Annotated in this window: 14 protein-coding genes and 1 pseudogene; 13 read left to right on the forward strand and 2 right to left on the reverse strand. The window is 64.5% G+C overall.

The window, feature by feature from the left end; translation table 11 throughout:
* On the forward strand, positions 1-277 hold a 277-nt coding region (locus CRT60_RS36625), incomplete at its 5' end, for a hypothetical protein (protein ID WP_204561535.1).
* A gap of 117 nt (positions 278-394) precedes the next feature.
* Here the strand turns inward: CRT60_RS36625 and CRT60_RS00355 are convergent.
* Positions 395-1,654, reverse strand: a pseudogene (locus CRT60_RS00355) (competence protein CoiA family protein); the annotation flags it as partial.
* A gap of 429 nt (positions 1,655-2,083) precedes the next feature.
* Between CRT60_RS00355 and CRT60_RS00360 the strand changes: the two are divergent.
* From CRT60_RS00360 to CRT60_RS36380, 11 genes are all read left to right on the forward strand, one after another.
* Positions 2,084-2,662 carry a recombinase family protein gene (locus tag CRT60_RS00360; protein WP_098734481.1) on the forward strand — a complete coding sequence of 193 codons (579 nt, stop codon included), beginning with the start codon at positions 2,084-2,086 and terminating at the stop codon, positions 2,660-2,662.
* Between the two features lie 745 nt (positions 2,663-3,407).
* Entirely contained in the window at positions 3,408-5,168 is a 1,761-nt protein-coding gene (locus CRT60_RS00370) for an ABC transporter permease (protein WP_098734482.1), read from the forward strand.
* Positions 5,169-5,182: 14 nt separating this feature from the next.
* Entirely contained in the window at positions 5,183-6,490 is a 1,308-nt protein-coding gene (locus CRT60_RS00375; protein ID WP_098734483.1) for an ABC transporter ATP-binding protein, read from the forward strand.
* 23 nt (positions 6,491-6,513) lie between these two features.
* On the forward strand, positions 6,514-7,935 hold the full coding sequence (locus tag CRT60_RS00380) for a cation diffusion facilitator family transporter (protein ID WP_098734484.1): 1,422 nt from the start codon (positions 6,514-6,516) through the stop codon (positions 7,933-7,935).
* On the forward strand, positions 7,925-8,638 hold the full coding sequence (locus CRT60_RS00385; protein WP_098734485.1) for an MgtC/SapB family protein: 714 nt from the start codon (positions 7,925-7,927) through the stop codon (positions 8,636-8,638). Before CRT60_RS00380 ends, CRT60_RS00385 begins: the two co-directional genes overlap by 11 nt.
* Positions 8,639-8,670: 32 nt before the next feature.
* Complete coding sequence (locus CRT60_RS00390) at positions 8,671-8,850, forward strand: helix-turn-helix domain-containing protein (RefSeq protein ID WP_280177178.1); 180 nt, start codon at positions 8,671-8,673, stop codon at positions 8,848-8,850.
* Positions 8,851-8,940: 90 nt separating this feature from the next.
* On the forward strand, positions 8,941-9,207 hold the full coding sequence (locus CRT60_RS00395) for a metal-sensing transcriptional repressor (protein ID WP_098734486.1): 267 nt from the start codon (positions 8,941-8,943) through the stop codon (positions 9,205-9,207).
* 197 nt (positions 9,208-9,404) lie between these two features.
* Positions 9,405-10,433, forward strand: coding sequence for a CDF family Co(II)/Ni(II) efflux transporter DmeF (gene dmeF / locus CRT60_RS00400; RefSeq protein WP_098734487.1), 1,029 nt, complete (start codon positions 9,405-9,407; stop codon positions 10,431-10,433).
* A 147-nt stretch (positions 10,434-10,580) separates the two neighbouring features.
* Entirely contained in the window at positions 10,581-13,553 is a 2,973-nt protein-coding gene (locus CRT60_RS00405) for a Tn3 family transposase (RefSeq protein ID WP_098734506.1), read from the forward strand.
* Between the two features lie 98 nt (positions 13,554-13,651).
* On the forward strand, positions 13,652-14,071 hold the full coding sequence (locus tag CRT60_RS00410; RefSeq protein WP_098734488.1) for a winged helix-turn-helix domain-containing protein: 420 nt from the start codon (positions 13,652-13,654) through the stop codon (positions 14,069-14,071).
* Complete coding sequence (locus tag CRT60_RS36380) at positions 14,068-14,625, forward strand: IS630 family transposase (protein ID WP_280177179.1); 558 nt, start codon at positions 14,068-14,070, stop codon at positions 14,623-14,625. The genes CRT60_RS00410 and CRT60_RS36380 overlap by 4 nt, the downstream gene beginning before the upstream one ends.
* Positions 14,626-14,803: 178 nt before the next feature.
* Here CRT60_RS36380 and CRT60_RS00420 read toward each other — a convergent pair whose 3' ends face one another.
* Positions 14,804-16,324 carry a caspase family protein gene (locus tag CRT60_RS00420; protein ID WP_161957928.1) on the reverse strand — a complete coding sequence of 507 codons (1,521 nt, stop codon included), beginning with the start codon at positions 16,322-16,324 and terminating at the stop codon, positions 14,804-14,806.
* Between the two features lie 616 nt (positions 16,325-16,940).
* Here CRT60_RS00420 and CRT60_RS00425 point away from each other — a divergent pair.
* The gene (locus tag CRT60_RS00425) at positions 16,941-17,501 is read left to right on the forward strand and encodes a hypothetical protein (protein ID WP_098734491.1); all 561 of its coding nucleotides are present in this window, start codon (positions 16,941-16,943) and stop codon (positions 17,499-17,501) included.
* Positions 17,502-17,553: the final 52 nt, after the last annotated feature.

A 17,553-nucleotide genomic window follows, 5' to 3' on the forward strand; every position in this document is an offset into this window, starting at 1 on the left:
CAATTCGGGTGGGCGGTTTCGCCGAAACGGTGGGCGCTTTCAACCGAAACGCCTGGGCGAATTCGCCGAAATACGCAGTGGAATCTACAATGAGACGGTTCGGGCGATGTTCGAGCAGATGCCCCGCCGTGATCAGAACGCGGTGATGCAGCACCTGTACGACAAGGGGTACACCGGGAAGGATATCGGGAACGCGTTGGGTGTGAAGAACGTCTACAACCGTATCGACGCAAGCCGTGGGCGCGGCCCCAGTGAGCCATCGCCTGCCTCCACTTGATGGTTGAGGTGTTTTTCGGCGTCGGAAGAGACTGCGGTTTCCTTCGACGTCGAAGATGCCACGGCGCTGTGTGCCCTACTGCTACGGTTCAGCCTACCTAGGTTTTCCGTTCCTCTGCTACTCGATCCCCTTGACGGACACCAGCGGCTGCGAGCCGCCGGTCATGGGCATGTCGAGGACGCGTTTGGCGAAGCCTGGGCCATCCAGGACCGGGCTCAGGAGGAGTGCCGTGCCATCTGGAAACTCGCGCATCGCGCGCTGTGCGAAAAGGCGGCAGAGCGGCAGCGCTTCATGGTCGATCGCCAGGAAAAAGGCGATGTGCCGGCCGCCTGGCCCCTCCTGCCGCAGGACGATGTCCGCCATCCATTGGCCGGGATCGTCGCCGTCCCAGGATTCGCCCATTTCGTCCAGAGTCGCCTTCCAGCCCGGCTGACCATAGATCGCGGCCTCGATCGCCGAGAGAGCAGATTGCCGTCGAGTCCGGACCTCCAGGAACGGCTGCAGCAAGCGTCTCCGGCTCCGGTCGATGATCGCCGAGAGCGGGATGGTCGCTTCCGGCGGTGTCGTCGGGCGATGCCATCCGTTTGGCAGTAAGGGCTGCCCCCGCCTCCACCAGCCTCCGGCAGAAAGAAGAATGGTGCCGTGCCTGTCCTCGACGACGTGCCGCGCCTTGCAAAGCCGCTCGGGCGTGAAGGAAACCGATCCGCGCAGCCGACCGGCACAATAGGGGCAGCGCATCCCCTTGCCCGGTGGAGCGACGATCCGGTGCATGCTCCAGGCTGCACGCGTGAGAGCCGTAGCCGTGTCCTTGACGTCCAGAGACGAGAGCGCGGCAAAGATCGGTCCAGGCGGGTAGGCCGGGTCCGCCTCCGCGGGGAAGGCCGCCACACAGGCTCCGTTCAGGACCTCCCGGCCGCAGTCCAGACAGACCGTGAGTTCCGGGATGATGGCCGCCGGAGCGGCGATCGGTTCCCGGCAATGCCAAAGGCCCTGCAGGAATTCGCCGACGAATTGCTCGACAGGGATCCGTGGGTCCTGGCTACGCCCGCGGCCGACGGCAACATCCGCGTTCAGTCCTCTGAGGTGGATGGGGAAGATCGGAAGATCGGCTGTCGACCGATGGGGCTGGACACCCTTGTGGCCGGCGAACCAGACCCCTTCGACCCCGGATCGTGCGTAGACAGCCTGGCGCCGCCGGTATTCGTCCAGGGTCTGGTGCGACATCTGGATTTCCAGAGCGACCTGCCTCTCGCCGCGGGTGCACAGAACGTCGGCCCGCCACTTCTCGCCACCCGGCGCGGTGCCCTTTCCCTCGATCGCCACGCTCCATCCGGCCGCCTGTGCTGCGACGGCAGCATCGGCCTTGATCGCCTGGTGCTCGAGGCTTTCCCCTTCGGAGCCGCAATCCTGACCAGGATGATGTCGAAAGAATCGTGTGCCTGTCTCATACCGGCGAGCGGAGGGGCTGACTCACTGCGGGGCTTCCCAAGGCGAGTGAACCATGATTCGATTCCCCGTCCATGAGGGGGAGAATCGCATGCCAGCGGCGTTGCCGATCCGGGAAGACCTGAGTGCCGGTGAATTGCGCACCCTGGGGTCACTACACGAAAGTGATCAGATTGTCCGGGATGTAAGAACGCCTTGAGAACATGAGCCGTGCAGCGTTCCTGTGCCGGCTACTTGCCTCGCAAAACTCCTAAGTTTTGCGACACCCGGGCGCCGGATGGATACTCAAGGGATTTTGATGTTGCAAAAGTCTGTCGCGAAAGGAAACAATTTCGCGACGCCTTTTGCGACGGAGGCCCCATGCTCATCGGCTATGCGCGTGTCTCCACCGACGACCAGGATCTTTCGCAGCAGCGGGCGTCACTACAGGTGGCCGGCTGTCAGCGGATCTATGAGGAGAAGGTCTCCGGTGCGAAGCGCGACCGGCCACAGCTTGCCCGGCTGATCGACCAGCTCCGGGCTAATGATGTTGTGACGGTCACGCGCCTCGACAGGCTGGCCCGGTCAACCCGTGACCTTCTCGATATTGCGGAGCAGCTTGAGAGGGCCAGTGCAGGACTCCGCTCGCTCGCCGAGCCATGGGCCGACACAACCTCGCCGGCCGGTCGCATGGTTCTGACTGTGTTCGCTGGCATCGCCGAGTTCGAGCGTGCCCTGATTGCCGAGCGTACCGGTACGGGCCGCGTTGCGGCCAAAGCGCGCGGTGTTCGGTTCGGCCGGCCGCCGAAGCTGAGCGCCGACCAGATCGCTCTTGCCCGGCGACTGGTCGACGAAGGGAGGTCGCCCCGCGAAGCGGCCCAAATTCTCAATGTCCACCCATCAACGCTGTACCGGGCATTTGCCCCACAGTCGCCCAACGATGCCTTGACCGGTTCCTAATACCTATGCCGATTTTCTGTTCCACTGTTGCCGGTCCCCCAAGATCCGGTCATGCCGCAGCCAAAGCCAGAGGGAAGCGGCTCGGCCGCCAGCCCGGACAGCGGCCAAAGTCGGATCGGCTGGTGCCCAAGGTGCTGGCTTTGGTCGCCCAAGGGCGCATCTATCGTCTGCTCGGCCGGGAACTGGGCCTCAGCAAGAACACCGTCGCCGCCGTCGTGAAACGTGCGTGGGAGGGGAGAGGAGGTGGTGCGGAAGACTCTTCAATCTCTCCATAAACAATGAAACATGACGTTTTTTTGAAGAGCCGCATAGCCGCGCTTATGCCTCTTGACCCGGCCGAGCGGTGGGAGTAGAGGGGCGGCATCGTCACCGCATGATCGGTCGCTCCGCTTTCCCTTGGGAACCGGAGGCAGGACCGAGAAGGCAAGAGATGGACAGCCCCAGTAGTCGATCTACTCACATACTCCTGACGACGTCGATCGCGGGCTGACCTATCGCATGGGTCCGCCCGCGGTTCGGCGTCGTCGGGCCGATCAGAGGTAGACCATGGTGAAGTTCCTCACCAGTCGGATTTCCGTGCACCGCCAGCCTGCCGGGCGCCGGTGCTTTTCCGTGACGGGCGACCTGCGCCCGCCAAGTCGCTGACCCCCATCCACTCCGCCTGAATCCCCACCGGCGCTTTTGCGGCGCCGGACCCGTTTTGTCTGCCGGCCGGCCCCGTTCGGGGGCCGCGGGATGGTGTGTCATGGTCTGGATCAATACGAACATCTCGGTGAAGGCGGCCGACGCCGCACCGAACCGGTGGGACGTCGTCGCCCTGCCGCTGGTCATCGGCCTGCTGGCGCTGCTCGCAATCGGCGGTCACCAGATGGCCCTGCCGCTGGGCAGCGTCGAAGAGGTGCCGATCACGCTCGACCCCTGGATGCTGCCGGAATACGCCCTGCGTTCGACCCTGCGGATGCTGGCGGCGATGGCGGCGTCGCTGCTCTTCACCTTCACCTATGCCACGCTGGCGGCCAAGAGCCGGCGGGCCGGCATGCTGCTCATCCCGGTGCTCGACGTGCTGCAATCGGTGCCGGTGCTGGGATACATCTCCTTCACCGTCGTCTTCTTCCTGGGGCTGTTCCCCGGCAGCGTGCTGGGGGCGGAATGCGCGGCGATCTTCGCCATCTTCACCAGCCAGGCCTGGAACATGGCCTTCAGCTTCTACCAGTCGCTGCGCACCGTGCCGCGCGACCTGGACGAGGCGGCGACCGGCTTCGGCTTTTCCGGCTGGCAGCGCTTCTGGACGCTGGAGGCGCCCTATGCCGCCCCAGGTCTGGTGTGGAACATGATGATGTCGATGTCCGGCGGCTGGTTCTTCGTCGTCGCGTCGGAGGCGATCACTGTCGGCGACCGTACCATCACGCTGCCGGGTATCGGCTCCTACCTTGCCAAGGCCATCGACGGGCAGCGTCTGGACGCCGTCGGCTGGGCGGTGCTGGCGATGCTGCTGGTCATCCTGGCCTATGACCAGCTGCTGTTCCGCCCGCTGGTCGCCTGGGCCGACAAGTTCCGGGTCGAGCTGACCGGGGCGCAGGAGGTCCCGGACTCCTGGCTGCTCACCCTGTTCCAGCGCACCCGCTTCTTCCGCGCCGTCTTCGCGCCGTTCGACCGCCTGTTCGATCGGCTGGTCTGGCTGCGCCTGCCGTCCGGCGGTCTGTCGGGTGGTGCCGCGGGTAGCCTCCGCTCGGTCGGCAACCTGCTCGACCGCGTGCCGTCCCGGGCAGTCGACATGGTCTGGTATCTGCTGCTGGCGGGGACGGGCCTGTGGGCCGGCTGGTTGATGATCGCCTTCGTCGCGTCCGGCGTCGGCTGGGGTGATGTCGGCACCGTGCTGCTGCTCGGCGGTGCCACGCTGCTGCGGGTGATCGTGCTGATCGCGGTGGCGACGCTGGTCTGGGTGCCGCTGGGCGTCCTGATCGGGCTGCGGCCACGGCTGGCGGAGAGAGTCCAGCCGGCGGCCCAGTTCCTCGCCGCCTTCCCGGCCAACCTGCTGTTCCCGGTCGCGGTGGTCGTCATCGTCCGCTTCGATCTGAACCCGGATGTCTGGCTCAGCCCGCTGATGATCCTCGGCACCCAGTGGTACATCCTGTTCAACGTCATCGCCGGGGCCACCGCCTTCCCCAGCGACCTGAAGGAGGCGGCGGCCAATTTCCGCATCCGCGGCTGGCAATGGTGGCGCGACGTCATGCTGCCGGGCGTTTTCCCCTACTACGTCACCGGGGCGGTCACCGCGTCCGGCGGCTCGTGGAACGCCAGTATCGTGGCGGAGGCAGTGAACTGGGGCGACACCCGGCTGACCGCCCACGGGCTGGGCAGCTACATCGCCCAGGCTACCGAGGCCGGCGACTATCCGCGGATCGTGCTGGGCATCGCCGTCATGTCGCTGTTCGTCATCCTGTTCAACCGCCTGCTGTGGCGTCCGCTCTATGCGTTCGCCGAGCGCCGCCTGCGCCTCGCCTGAGGAGGACCCCGCCCATGCTGAACACCCGCAACACCACCCTCTTCGAACTGAGCGGCGTCCGTCAGGCCTATGCCAAGCCGTCGGGGCAGGATTACGTCGTGCTCGACAACGTCGACCTGAGCTTGCGCGACGGCGAGATCGTCGGGCTGCTCGGCCGCTCCGGCTCCGGCAAGTCGACCCTGCTGCGCATCGTCGCCGGGCTGGTGAAGCCGACCGGCGGCTCCGTCCGTCATCATGGCGAGCCGGTCACCGGTGCAACCGACGGGGTGGCGATGGTCTTTCAGACCTTCGCGCTGTTTCCCTGGCTGACGGTTTGGGAAAACGTCATGGCCGGCCTGAAGGCCAAGGGCGTGCCGGCCCGGGAGGCCGAGGCGCGGACCGAGGAGGCCATCGACCTGATCGGCCTGTCCGGTTTTGAATCCGCCTATCCCAAGGAGCTGTCCGGCGGCATGCGCCAGCGGGTGGGCTTCGCCCGCGCGCTGGTGGTCCATCCGGAAATCCTGCTGATGGACGAGCCCTTCTCGGCGCTGGACGTGCTGACGGCGGAGACGCTGCGCACCGACCTGCTCGACCTGTGGATGGAGCTGCGGCTGCCGACCAAGTCGATCCTGATGGTCACCCACAACATTGAGGAGGCGGTGCTGATGTGCGACCGCATCCTGGTCTTTTCCTCCAACCCCGGACGGGTGGCGGCGGAGATCCGTGTCGACATCCCCCACCCGCGCAATCGCTTGGACCCGCAGTTCCGCGCCATGGTGGACGACATCTATGGCAGGATGACCGCGCGCAAGCCGCTGGTGGCGCCGTCGCCGGCGGCGAAGCAGCCTCCGGCTCATGCCGTGCCGCTGGAGCATGTGTCGACCAACCTGCTGGCCGGCCTGCTGGAGACGCTGGCTTCGCCGGCCTATCACGGCAAGGCCGACCTGCCGCATCTGGCTGGTGCGCTGCAGCACGAGATCGACGACCTGTTCCCGATCGCTGAGACGCTGCAGATGCTCGGTCTGGCAGAGGTGGCGGAAGGCGACATCCATCTGACCGAGCCCGGCCGGCTGTTCGCCGACTCCGGCCTGGAGGATCGCAAGCAGCTGTTCGCGGAGCATCTGATCCGCTACGTGCCGCTGGCCGCCCATATCCACGGCCTGCTAAAGCAATCGGCGGTGCAGCGGGTGCCGAGCAGCCGCATCCGGGCCGAGCTCACCCCCTTCATGAGCGTGGATTATGCCGAGGAGACGCTGAAGGCGGTCACCAGTTGGGCGCGCTATGCCGAGCTGTTCACCTACGACGACGAAACCGAGACCTTCGCGTTCGAGGACGCGGACTGACCGCCGTGCCGGGGGAGAAAAGAATGAGCAGTGAAAAGGAAACAGTGGCGCTCGGCTCCATCCTGGCGAGCGGGGCGATGACGGTGGGCAAGTTCGGGGTCGGGCTGTCCACCGGCAGTCTCGGCTTGCTGTCGGAGGGATTGCACAGCCTGCTCGACCTTGGCGCGACGGTGATGACGTGGTTCGCCGTGCGGGTCAGCGACAAGCCGGCGGATGCCGAGCACCCCTATGGCCACGGCAAGATCGAGAGTGTCGCCGCCCTGGCGGAGACCGGGCTGCTGTTCCTGACCAGCGGCTGGATCGCCTATGAGGCGATCCGCCGGCTGATCGACGGCGGGGTGGAGGTCGAGGCGACCTGGTGGTCGGTCGCGGTTGTGGTAGTCTGCATCGCCGTCGACGCTTACCGCGCCCGCGAACTGGCGCGTGTCGCCAAGGATACCCGCAGTCAGGCATTGGAAGCCGACGCGCTGCATTTTTCCTCCGACATCCTGAGTTCGGCGGTGGTGCTGGTCGGGCTGGGGCTGGTGTGGCTCGGCTATCCCAAGGGCGACGCCCTGGCGGCCATCGGCGTGTCGGTGTTCGTCTGCCATGCCGGCTACCAGCTTGGCCGGCGGACCATCGACACGCTGATCGATGCGGCGCCGGCCGGCACGGCGGAGCGGGTCGAGGCGGTGGTGAGGGACCTGCCGGGCATCGCCGGGGTCCAGCGAGTGCGGGTCCGTCCGGCCGGCAGTGTGCTGTTCGTCGACCTCGACCTTCTGGTTGGGCGGACTCTGTCGCTCGATGCCGCAGCGGCACTTCGCGAGCAGGCAATCCAAGCTGTCCGGACGGAGATGCCGGAGGCCGAGGTGTCCGTCGCCACGCATCCGCTGGCGCTCGACGACGAGACGGTGATGGATCGTGTGGTGGTGCGCGCGGCCGGGCTGGGGCTGGCCGTTCACCACGTCACTGTCCAGCGGGTGAATGGACGTCTTGCGGTGGGCTTCGACCTGGAAGTCGACGGCTCGCTGCCGATCGAGGCAGCACATGCGCTGTCCTCGCGGCTTGAGGCTTCCATCCGGGATGAACTGGGAACGGACATCGAGGTCGAAAGCCACATCGAGCCGTTGCAGGACAGCGGCCTGACCGGTGTGGATGCCGAACCCAAGCTGTTGGGGGCCATCGCGGCGCATCTCTCCGCGTCCCTTCCGGTGACCGGTCCTCTGCGGGATGTCCACAATCTGCGGGTTCGCCGGAGCGCCGCCGGTCTGGTGGTGACGTTCCACAGCCATGTGGCGCCGGGAACGACCGTCGTGGCGGTGCATGACGCAATCGACACCCTGGAGCGCGACCTGCGCAGCCGCTGGCCGGACATTGTTCGGGTCATCGGCCACTCCGAACCCGATCACGATGACGGGCAGGCGGTGGACAAGCCGCGGGGCGGGAGAGCGACGGATGCAGCTTGACCTGTCCGACGCCGCCGTCGCGGCCACCACCTTCATCCGCTTCGCTCTCGCCTTCATTCTGGGGGCGCTGATCGGCTTCGAGCGTCAGTACCGGCAGCGGACCGCCGGGTTGCGCACCAACGTGCTGGTCGCCGTTGGGGCCGCCGCCTTCGCCGAGATCGGCATGCGGCTGCTGGGGCCTGAGGGGGCGACGCGGATCGTCGCCTATGTCGTGTCCGGCATCGGCTTTCTCGGTGCCGGCGTCATCATGAAGGAAGGAACCAACGTCCGGGGCCTGAACACCGCGGCGACCTTGTGGTGTTCGGCGGCGGTGGGGGCCTGTTCGGGCTGTGGCCTGCCGCTTGAGGCGGTGATGCTGACCTTCTTCGTGCTGGCCGGCAACACGCTGCTGCGGCCGCTGGTGAATTACGTCAACCGTCTGCCCATCGACGAGCGGGTGACCGAGGCGCTCTACCGGGTGCATGTCGTCGCCGACCCGGATGGGCTTTCGGATGTCCGCGATGCGCTCGCCAGCGAATTGGAGGCTCTCGATTATCCGATCCGCGACATCGAGCTGCTGTCCGAAAGCGAGGAACAGGTGGAACTGGCGGCCGTGCTCGTCCCCACCACCGCCAATCCCGGCGAGCTTGACCGCGCTGTTCTGAACCTGGAGAAAACGCCAGGGATCAAAAGCGCTACATGGACTGTCAGTACGACAACGTGATTGGAGGCGATGCTGGAGGCAAGCTCATTTGATTGGACCTACGGTTCGGCCGGCCGCCGAAGTTGACCGCTTACCAGATAGCTCTCGCTCGGCGCTTGGTCGATGAAGGGCGATCTCCCCGCGAAGCGGCGCGAATTCTCAACGTCCACGCATCAACGCTGTACCGAGCGTTTGCCCTTCAAACCCCCAAGGCTGCTGCCTTCGATTCCTGATTGGCCCTACGTCGATTTCCTGCTCCGCTGCTCCCCGGCCTTCAATAACACACGGTTGACTTATCCCCTCCAGGGGGATAGGTCAACACCATGAGCCATGCTAACAATCCCGATCTGAAGAACCGCTTGCGCCGGGCCGAAGGCCATCTCGCCACCATCACTCGCATGGTTGAGGAGGGACGGGATGGCATCGACATCGCCCAGCAGCTTCAAGCGGTCATCAAGGCCTTGGAGAAGGCAAAGAGCGTCCTGATCCTCGACCACATCGACCATCATCTCGAAGAGATCGTCGGCCCCATTCCTCGCGAGGACCGCGATCGGCTGTCCAAGCTTCGTGAGCTTGCCAAGTATCTCTAGGAGGCTGCCTATGTGCTGCCGTGCCGCTGTTGAACGCGCTTTTAACGAGTTGGTGAGGCGTGGCGAACCGAAGGCCCATGCCCGCGATGCGGGGTTGGCTATTTTCCAGTTTCACCACCCTGACGTTTCGGAAGGCGAAGCCAGATTGACAGTAGAACTCTGGACCCGTCCTTCCCTGCTTCATTAGGACCGACCCCATGCACTCCCAATCCATTGCCCCGTGGACTCATCAGCATGAGTTCCTCGGCGAGCATCACGGCCGCAACGAGCGGCGCATCTGGATCGTGGTCGCGCTGACTCTGGTCATGATGGTCGGTGAGATCGTCGGCGGCACGGTGTTCGGCTCACTGGCCCTGGTCGCCGACGGCTGGCACATGTCCACCCACGCGGCCGCGCTCAGCATCTCGGCGCTCGCCTACCTCTACGCCCGCCGTCATGTTCGCAACGTGCGCTTCGCCTTCGGCACCGGCAAGCTGGGCGAACTGGCCGCCTTTGCCTCCGCCATCATCCTGGCGATGATCGCCCTATTGATCGGTTACGAGAGCGTGGAGCGCCTCGCAAACCCAGTGCCCATTGCCTACGGCGAGGCCATCGCCATCGCTGTTCTGGGCCTTGCGGTCAACCTTGGAAGCGCATGGTTGCTGGGCGGCGAGCACCATCACCATGGGCACGAGCACCATCATGACCACCACGAGGATCATGATGGTGACCATCATGTTCACGGACATGTGCATGGGCATGGTGGTCATCATGCCCACGACCTGAACATGCGGTCGGCCTACATCCACGTCCTGGCCGACGCGGCGACCTCGGTCCTCGCCATCCTGGGGCTTCTGGCGGCCGGCCTGTTCGGCTGGACCTGGATGGACCCGATCGTCGGCTTGGTCGGTACCGCGGTCATCCTCAGCTGGGCCTATGGTCTTATCCGCGACGCCGGGGCGGTGCTGCTCGACACAGTGCCGGACCCGAAATTGGCTGCGGCTGTCCGTACGGCCTTGGAGACAGACGGCGACCGGGTGACCGATCTCCACCTCTGGCGGGTGGGACCGGGCCATATGGCTGCCATCGTCGCCCTGGTATCCGATCACCCCAAGCCGGTGGCCGCATACAAGGAGGGACTGGCCCACCTGCACGGCCTCAGCCACGTCACGGTGGAGGTGGTACAGTGTGGAGACAGCCACTCCGACTCTGGCCATGACCATCATCCCCATCGCCACGCAACGTGATACCGCCGATCCTGTGGCCGCCGAATCGCCCACAGGGTTCTGATTTTGTCTGCTCAACGTATATTCTCGCCCTTCCTGTGGCGGTACCCCAGCCTTGGAGTCGTATGACTATTCTCCTCTGAAAAAGACGCAATGGGAGATTGGAGAATGGCGCGTCGGCGGTTGCTGACCGAAGACCAGTGGGTAAGGCTCCTGGCAGTGCCGGACGACGAACGCGCGATGGTGCGCCACTATACGCTCAGCAGGGACGATCTCGACATCGTCACCCTCCGGCGCACGGCGCACACCCGCCTGGGCTGTGCCATTCTGCTCTGTTATCTCCATCATCCTGGGCGGATTCCTGGGCCGGACGAGCGCCCTCCCATCGCGCTGCTGGCGTTCGTCGCCCGGCAGGTGGGCGCCAAGCCTGACGATTTCATCGCCTACAGCCGACGTGACCAGAACCGGCGCGAGCAGGTTGCCGCGATCATGGCACGGACCGGCCACCGTGCCTTTGATCGAACCCTCTTTCGCGATCTTGCCGCTTGGCTGACCTCCAAAGCACAGATCGCACGGGACCCGATCATTCTGGCGACCACCCTGATCGATGAGTTCCGCCGCCGTCGCATCCTGATCCCTTCTGCGGCGATCCTGGAACTGATGCTCCATCAGGCTCGTGGCCGGGCCGAACGAATTCTGCACCGTGCCCTTGTCGATGGTGTTGACCAGCGGACAACCGACGCGCTGGACCGATTGCTGACCCTGCAGGCCGACACCGAAACGACCATGCTCGCTTGGTTGCGTCGGGTGCCGGCGGCTCCAACCGCCCGCAACATGCTGGCGGTCATTGAGCGCCTTTCTGCCTTGAAGGAACTCGGCATCGACCGGTCGCTGCGCGCTCGCGTGCCGGAGGTCGCGTTCGAGCGGCTCGCGGCCGAAGGCCTGCGGATGACGCCGCAGCATCTTCAGGATCTGGCGACGTCGCGCCGGCGTGCTGTGCTCACGGCCACTGCGATCCGCCTGGAGATGGATCTAACCGATGTCACCCTGTCGATGTTCGACAAGCTGATCGGCAGTCTGGCGCGGAAGGCCGAGCGTCGGACAGCCGAAAACACCCTGCGTTCCGTTCGCGATACCCAGACCCAACTGCGCGTGCTGCTGACCGCGTGCAAGGCGGTGATTGGCGCGCGGGAGGCCGGCGCCGATCCCTACGAGGCCGTCGACCAGGGGGTCGGCTGGTTCCGCTTCATGAAATGCGTCACCGACAGCGAAGCCCTTGCGAAGCCGGAGATCGCTGACCTGCGCACCGAGATGCTTGGCCGCTACGCGACCGTTCGAGCCTTTGCCCCCACTCTCCTCAACCGTTTCAGTTTTCTCGGCAGTCCATCGGTGACGCCGTTGCTGCGGGCGCTCGATACCATTCGCGTCGTGTACGCCGCCGGGCGCCGCACTCTGCCCGAGAAGCCACCGACCGGCTTCATCCGACGCTCCTGGCGCCCCTTCGTCATCAAGAAGGAGGGCATCGACCGGAAAGCTTACGAAATCTGCGCGCTGTCCGAACTGCGTGACCGGTTGCGGGCGGGCGACGTCTGGGTGGAGGGGAGCCGCCAGTACCGGGACTTCGAGAGTTGCCTCATGCCGCGTCCGACCTTCGACATCCTTCACGAGGAGGGGGCGTTGCCCGTGGCCGTTCCACGCAACGCCGACGGTCACCTTGCTGAAAGAGGCGCGGAACTCGACCGGATCGCCGCCGAGGTGGCCGGCCTTGCCGAAAAGGGGTTGCTTGAAGACGTTGACCTGTCCGACGGCGAACTCCGCATCACGCCGATCCGGGACACGACCCCACCGGAGGCCGAAGAGCTCGGCCGCCGAGCTTACGATCTCATGCCACGGGTCAAGATCACCGATCTTCTGCTGGAAGTGGATGGCTGGACCGACTTCTCCGGCTGCTTCACGCACCAACGGAGCGGCCGTCCCGCCGACGACAGGGCGGCAACGCTGACCGCTGTGCTGGCTGATGGCATCAACCTCGGGCTGTCCCGGATGGCCGAAGCCTGCCGGGGGGCATCCATGCGGCAACTGGCCTGGATGCACGACTGGCACATCCGCTACGATACCTACATGGTGGCGCTCGCCCGCATCATCGACACGCATCGAGCCTTGCCGTTGGCTGCCGTCTGGGGTGACGGCAGCACGTCATCCTCCGATGGGCAATTCTACCGTGCTGGCGGCCGCGGCGAAGCCGTCGGCGATGTGAACGCCCATCATGGCAACGAGCCGGGCATCGCCTTCTACACCCACATCTCCGATCAGTACGGCCCCTTCCACACCAAGGTGATCGCAGCGACCGCCAGCGAGGCACCGCATGTCATCGACGGCCTTCTCCATCACCAGAGCGGCTTGGACATCGAGGAGCACTACACGGACACCGGAGGCGCAAGCGATCACGTTTTCGGCCTGTGTGCCCTGCTCGGATTCCGTTTCGCCCCGCGCATACGCGATTTGAAGGACCGGAGGCTTTACCTGCTGCCCGGTCGGGAAGCACCCGACATTCTGCGGCCCTTGGTTGGCGGAACCATCGACATCGAGCACCTCACGGCCAATTGGACGGAGTTGTTGCGACTGGCGACCTCGATCCGCTCGGGCACCGCGACGGCCTCGGCCATGCTGCGGCGGCTCTCGGCTTACCCGCGCCAGAATGGCTTGGCCCTGGCTCTGCGAGAACTCGGCCGTGTCGAGCGGACCGCGTTCACCTTACAGTGGCTGCGTGATCCCGCCCTCCGCCGGCGCGCCAACGCCGGCCTCAACAAGGGAGAGGCTCGGAACGCCCTGGCCAGGGCAATCTTCTTCAATCGCCTGGGTGAGATGCGCGATCGCAGCTTCGAAAACCAGGTCTTCCGGGCATCGGGGCTGAACCTGCTGCTATCCGCTATCATCCTGTGGAACACACGCTATCTCGAAGCTGCCTTCGCCGAACTGGCAAGCCAAGGGCATGGCGTAACCCCCGAGTTGATGCGGCATGTGGCGCCTCTGGGATGGGAGCATATCGGCCTCACCGGTGACTATGTCTGGGGAGCCGAACCCCTTCCAGAAGCCGGCCTCAGGCCATTGCGGAGATTGCAGTCCCTGCTCGCAGCATAAGTTCTATTTTCGTTCCTACATCCCGGACAATCTGATCACTTTCGTGTAGTGACCCCACCCTGGCGCGTCGGGAGGGCAAGGGGCGGGTGGCGGCGCGGATGTTCGCCATCGCTCATGCCCTCGATGGGGTGAGCCGGGCGGAGGCGGCACGGCTGGCGGGTATGGATCGCCAAGCCCTGCGCGATGCGGTGGTGCGCTACAACGCTGAGGGGGTGGCCGGGCTTTACGACCGCCCGCTCCCTGGCCGGCCAGAATGGCTGAGCGACGGCGAGCAGGCGACGCTCAAGGCCATCATCCTCGCCGGCCCCGATCCCAAGCGGCACGGGTGCGTGGAGTGGACCCTGCCGATCCTGTGCGAGGTGATCGCCGAGCGCTTCGCCAAGACACTGCATCCGGCCAGCCTGTCGCGCATCGTGCGCCGGCTGGGTCTATCGAAGCAGAAGACGCGCCCTCGCCACCCGCAGTCCGACGCCAAGGCACAAGCCGCGTTCCAAAAAAGGGGCTGTGCGAAGCGCTGAAGGCTGCTGCGGCCGCGCACCCTGGGCGACGCCTCCAACTCTGGTTCCAGGATGAAGCCCGCATCGGCCAGAAGGGCCGCACCGCGCATCGCTGGTGGGAGCGCGGACAGCGTCCCGCCGGGCTGTGCGACAAGCGCTTCACCTCGGTCTACCTCTACGCCGCCGTCTGCCCGGCCAGCGGCGCCGACTTCGCGCTGGTGATGCCGACCGTCTCCATCATCGCCATGAGCCTGTTCCTGGACGGCTTCTCCCGAAGCCTGGAACCGGACGTACAGGCGGTGCTCGTGCTCGATCAAGCCGGCTGGCACGGATCACGGGCGCTGGTCGTGCCGGACAACGTCACGCTGGTACCCCTGCCGCCATACAGTCCCGAGTTGAACCCCGTGGAGCGCGTCTGGCTGTACCTGCGCGAGCGCTTCCTATCCCACCGGCTACTGCACGACTACGACGCCGTCGTCCAAGCCTGCTGCGACGCCTGGAACGCCCTCACCGCCACGCCAGGGCGCCTACGCTCCCTAACCAATTACCCGTGGTTAACATGTGTCAATGCTTAGGCTCGCCGGTATCATGCACAACCGGAATGGCGGCGGCAGGACAGCACGCCATGCGCAGCGCCAGGGTGCGCCACTCCGACCTCAGGCGCTCCCATTCCCCCTCCGTGCACCGACCGGCGTGGATGATGACGTTGTCGGCGTCGAAGCAGTTGAATGGCATGTTGTTGAGCCTTCGCGATCAGAAGCCGACCATTTTGGCACACGGCTGCGGCATCCCCGAGACCCGCTTCTCCTGACGTTTTCCATCGGCCCCGTTTGTCGTGACCAGAAATTTTCCGGGCGATACTTGGCGTGAAACGCAGACCGCGTAATCATCCTGTCGAAGACTGATAACCATGGCGAAGTCCTGTCCGCCACCACAGGCCGATGGCTTGCACCCACCGAGTACGACGAAGTTCAGGTCGTTCTTGACGGGACTACCGACAACGTAGCCCTGCATAGCCTTGTAGTTCTCGACGCCAACTGCTCGTTCCAGCAATGCCCGGACCGCGGGAACGTGCAGAAAATCGTGCTTGGGCAGCCACTTCCTGGCGACGTCCGACACATTGATCCAGGAGGATCGCCGGTACGCCGTGGAGTCCAAGCGCTCGTGGGCCGACTGTCCGATCCAGAGGGTCGCCGCAGCCTGCAACGTCACGTCACCGATCATCTTCTTTTGCCTCTGACGCGCCAGCCCGGCGAAGGCTCCATCCGGGAAACGCTGGAGGAAATCGGCGTACTGATCCCAATCGTAGGCATCTTTGATCTCCTGCCACAGCGCGTTTTCGACCGCGATGCCGTCGGGCGACGGTGGAGAAGTGGCGGGAGCCGCTGGTAGGGATGCTGTCTGCGCGGCCTCATCGGCTGACGGCCGCCCGTCTTGTTGCATCGATATGTCAGTGTTGGTCCCAGCGGGAAGAGCCGGGGAAGGAGAGGTGTCCGAGGGTCCATCGATGAAACGGAAATCGCCGGTAAGCGAGGAGGCATCCCAGGGAATCTGATGACCGTTGCTGACGTCCATCACACTGACCCGGACGCGTTTGAGGGTTTCCTCGATCGTCAGGCCGGGGGTCTCGATGGCCTTGAGCAGGGCGGCCGTGTAGATGCCGTTGGCACCTGGACGCCCATCGGATGCTGTTTTCCCCGGCGCTGTCGCGTACGCAATGATGGTGCCCTTGGGCGCAGTCATCTGTGCCAAGCCCTGGGTGCCGCCGCGCAAGCGTTCCTCGAAGGGGTTGTTGCGACAGGCGTCCAGGATCACGATGTTCACGGCAGTTTTCGCATAGGCCATCTGGTCCAGGATGGCTTCGATGTCGATGGCCTGGAGGCGGACATTCTGCTCCGCGGTGATTTTGGCGTTCGTCGGGATGATGAAATTCCGGCCTTGAGCCTGTATGCCATGTCCGGAGTAGTATAGGAGGGCCGTGTCCCCCTCACGGAGGCTTTCCCCGAACGCCTGCACTGCGTCCGTGAGGTCCACCAGCCGCGCGTCGGTAAGAAGCCTTACCGAGAATCCAACGCGCTTCAGCACATCGGCAACATCGTGAGCATCGCGAACAGGATTGGCAAGCGGCTGATTGGTTTCGTATTTTGCGTTTCCGATGACCAACGCCTTACGTTCCGCAGCCTCAACGAGCGTTACGTGAAACAGAATGATGGCTGAGAGCAGCAGTAGGGGGAACCTCCTGACCAGCAAAGGATGACCCTCCAGAATCGACACACGCCAAAGATGTTTTTGCCCAACCCGCATCATAAGACAAGGGTGTTCACGTCAACATCAGAGCCAAACAAGGATGATCAACCATGGCAATGTCCGGCGCTGCGATGCGGCCGTATCTGGCCGCTGTGCCTGGAGCCGTTCTGACGGATGGCCAACACTTCAAGGCACCTCATGGTCTAGCCAACTTCCGGCCGTGATAGGGCGCCGACGTCGAGAAGACGCGCTTAGTTCGAGGTTAGCAGGCGCGGCCGGGGATTCAGAAGGACACGAACCTCTTCGGCACCGGGACAGCGACGTCAGCGCTAACGTCAGGCGCTGGATGTGCCCCTTTGCCGCTCCACCGGTCACCCGCACTGCCAGGGCGTTGATCCGTTCCGACGGCCAGGGTTCGACGTCGAGGATGAACACGAGAGGCCACGGCATCGTGTGCAATGGCATCAGGAAAGGTCACGGGCATCGGCATCGAATTTCCAGGAAGGGAAGGTGAACACGTGCCGCTATGGACACCCATGACCATCTCGATCACAACCCGGTCGCCACCACAGCCAATAGCAATTGCTCATACACGCGCTTGAGTGGTATTATTCCGATAAATTCTCTATGATGCTGCCGCCATATGCAACCATTCAGCGCTACCTTCCTTGATACCGCCGCGCGCCACCTAGAACGGATCTTAGCCAGGATCGAGATCCAGGCGGAAGACCATCTGCTCTCGGAAGGTTGGCTCAACCACGAACTCTATCTTGCCGTTCGGGAAAATCGTCCGGACCTGTTCTGCAGCCGCGAGCCGTTCTATACCTTCGATTTCGACAGGACTGTCGACCGTAATGACCTGGATCCCGCGGCTATGCAGCGCTGCAAAATGGACATCTATGTCTGGGATAAGACTGGTGCCGAGTTGTTCATCGAAGCGAAACTGCTTACCCCTTTGAGCGCGGCGAATGCTGGCCGAGCGTCACTTGACACCGATTACGATCGGCTGGTCCGCGGCTGCAACGGGCGTCGGCAAGGGTTGCAATTGCTCTACATCCATTCCGTCGGCAAGCCATTGGAGGAAGCAAATGACTGGATTACGAAGCGCGGAGGCTGGGCACGACGGCAATGCGACTTCGAGCACCGTCTGGTCCTGAATGGTGATAAAACTAACACCTTCCGCCTCCTGGCCTGGACAGTGTGACGCAGCCTACTACGTCGCCGGTGCCGGTTCCGGGGCTCGTCGGCAGGATCGT

Source organism: Azospirillum palustre (assembly GCF_002573965.1).
Classification (GTDB): domain Bacteria; phylum Pseudomonadota; class Alphaproteobacteria; order Azospirillales; family Azospirillaceae; genus Azospirillum; species Azospirillum palustre.